The organism is Ideonella sp. P3_A4 (assembly GCF_056403075.1).
The window spans coordinates 1-2060 of the sequence record NZ_JBFUGE010000870.1; the positions used below are offsets into that span (position 1 = coordinate 1).

General features: G+C 63.0%; 3 protein-coding genes. All 3 read right to left on the reverse strand.

The window, feature by feature from the left end; translation table 11 throughout:
- Positions 1-5: 5 nt before the first annotated feature.
- A complete protein-coding gene (locus AC1DYI_RS33855) occupies positions 6-998 on the reverse strand; it encodes an extracellular solute-binding protein (protein WP_477208492.1) in 993 nt (330 codons plus the stop codon).
- Between the two features lie 154 nt (positions 999-1152).
- Complete coding sequence (locus tag AC1DYI_RS33860; protein WP_477208490.1) at positions 1153-1425, reverse strand: oxidative damage protection protein; 273 nt, start codon at positions 1423-1425, stop codon at positions 1153-1155.
- A 48-nt stretch (positions 1426-1473) separates the two neighbouring features.
- Positions 1474-2060: amino-acid N-acetyltransferase (argA, locus tag AC1DYI_RS33865; protein WP_477208491.1), on the reverse strand; the 587-nt coding region annotated here is incomplete at its 5' end.

A 2060-nucleotide genomic window follows, 5' to 3' on the forward strand; every position in this document is an offset into this window, starting at 1 on the left:
GGTAATTACTTATATCCGACCCGGTCGAGCATTTGCTGCACCTTGACCTGGTTCATTCCGATCACCGAGATCGGCACGGATTCGGCCTTGAAGGCCCCCAGCTTGTCCAGCGCCGGATTCGTCAGTTTCAAGCCAGTCACCGCCGGCCATTCATTGTTGCCGTTGGCAAAGTACGCCTGGGCGGCGTCGCTGGCGAGGTATTCGAGGAAACGCACCGCCGCCGCCCGGTTCTTGGCATAACGGGCGACCGCACCGCCGGCGATATTCACGTGCGTGCCGGTGGTGGCCTGGTTGGGCATCACTGCGGCAATCTGCTGCACGGCCGCCTTGTCTTCTGCCTTCTCCGAGCGCATCAGCCGGGCCAGGTAGTAGGTGTTGGTCAGCGCGATGGCGCATTCGCCGCTGGCCACCGCCTTGATCTGGTCGGTGTCACCACCCATGGGCGGGCGCGCCATGTTGGCCACCAGCCCCTTCAGCCAGGCCTCGGTCTTGACGGGGCCCAGGTGCTCGGTCATGGCGCCGAACAGCGACAGGTTATAGGGGTGCGAACCAGAACGTGTGCAGAGTTTGCCGCGGTTTTTCGGGTCGGCCAGTTCCTCGTAGGTATCCACGTCTTCGCGTGAGACCACCTGCTTGTTGTAAACCACGATGCGGGCGCGGGTCGAGAAACCGAACCACTGCGAACCTTCGCCTTTGTCCTGGCTGCGCAACTGGGCCGGGATGCGGCTTTCCAGCAAGGGGTCGCGCACTGGCTGGAACAGCCCGTCGACCTCGGCGCGCCACAGGCGGGCGGCATCGACCAACAAAATCACATCGGCCGGGCTGGCGCTGCCTTCGCTTTTCAGCCGGGCCAGGATGCCGGCATCGTCCGCATCCACCCGGTTGATCTTGATACCGGTGGCTTTGGTGAAATTGTCGTAAAGCGCTTCGTCGGTCTGGTAGTGGCGCGCCGAATACAGATTCAGCACGTTTTCCTGCGCCTGGGCGGCCAATGGCATGGCGGCCACGGCGGCGATGGATGCGATACGGGCGGCCAAAGCCGCCAAGCGGGGAACCATGCGCATTCGAAACTCCAGACAGGGGTCAGTCAAACAACTGAGCCCAGTCTAGCCTATAAACGCGAATGGTTCGCAATTGCGTTGTTGATGCAGATCAGGCGGCGGGCGGAACGTATCCAGTCGGCTGGTCGGCGCCGCCGCCGAAAAGGAACTGCTCCATCTGGCKCGCCAGGTACTGACGGGCCCGCGCATCGGCCAGGTTCAGGCGGTTTTCATTGACCAGCATGGTCTGGTGCTTCTTCCAGAGCTCGAAAGCTTCCTTGCTGATGTTGTCGTAGATGCGCTTGCCGAGTTCGCCCGGGTAGGGCGAGAAATCCAGGCCGTCGGCCTCTTTCTTCAGGTACGTGCATTGAACGGTGCGGGCCATCGGGCGTCTCCAGCGAAAGTGAAATGTTGCGAACGAAGCGGCGGCTGGTCAGCCGAACTTCTTGACCAGCACTTGCGAGCGCCGGTCCCAGTTGTATTTGCGTTTGCGGGCCTCGGGCAGCCAGTCGGGATCGACCTGGACGAAGCCCCGCTTGATGAACCAGTGCATCGTGCGGGTGGTCAGCACGAAGATCGAGTCCATCCCCATCGTGCGAGCACGCTGCTCGACGCGCTTGAGGATCTTGTCGCCGTCGCCCTGGCCTTGCACCTGCGGCGACACGGTCAGCGCCGCCATTTCGCCGGTACGCGATTCGGGGTAGGGGTAGAGCGCCGCGCAGCCGAAGATCACGCCGTCGTGCTCGATCACGGTGTAGTTGGCGATGTCGCGTTCGATCTCGGTGCGGTCGCGCTTGACCAGCGTGCCATCGCGTTCGAATGGCTCGATCAGCTGCAGGATGCCGCCGACATCGTCGGAGCCGGCTTCGCGCAGGCTTTCGAGCTTCTCGTCGACCACCATGGTGCCGATGCCGTCGTGGGTGAAGACCTCCATCAGCAGCGCGCCATCGGTGGCGAACGGCAGGATGTGCGAGCGCTCGACGCCGCCGTCGCAGGCCTTCACACAGTGCTTCAGGTAGA